The organism is Flavobacterium sp. GNP008 (genome assembly GCF_056428965.1).
This window is the reverse complement of the sequence record NZ_JBWJVL010000015.1, coordinates 1-283: the sequence shown is the minus strand read 5'-3', so window position 1 is coordinate 283 and position 283 is coordinate 1. Positions and strand designations below refer to the sequence as shown.

1 pseudogene is annotated in these 283 nt (G+C 27.6%); it reads right to left on the bottom strand.

The annotated features are described in order from the left end of the window. Nucleotides 1-219: pseudogene (locus AC0608_RS13700) on the bottom strand (DNA repair protein RecO); the annotation flags it as partial. Nucleotides 220-283 lie beyond the last annotated feature (64 nt).

Here is a 283-nt window from a genome sequence, read left to right as displayed (position 1 = left end):
ATTTTTAGGAAATTTAAAATTATAGTTATCATTGTTTTCCAAAATATTTTTCCAAATTTGAGAGATATCTTCTGTAAAAAGCTGATGGGAAATCTGATCTGAAAAATCACCTTTTTCTAAATCTAAAAATTTTCCATTGCCCGTGAGGGGAGCAAAACCTAAGAGTTCTATAATTTTAAATATAAAAACAAGATGTGCCTGTAGATTTCCAGCTTTCAACTGGATAATAAAAAACTCTATTTCCGAATAAATTTTACTTTGAGTATTTTCACTTTTCAAAACC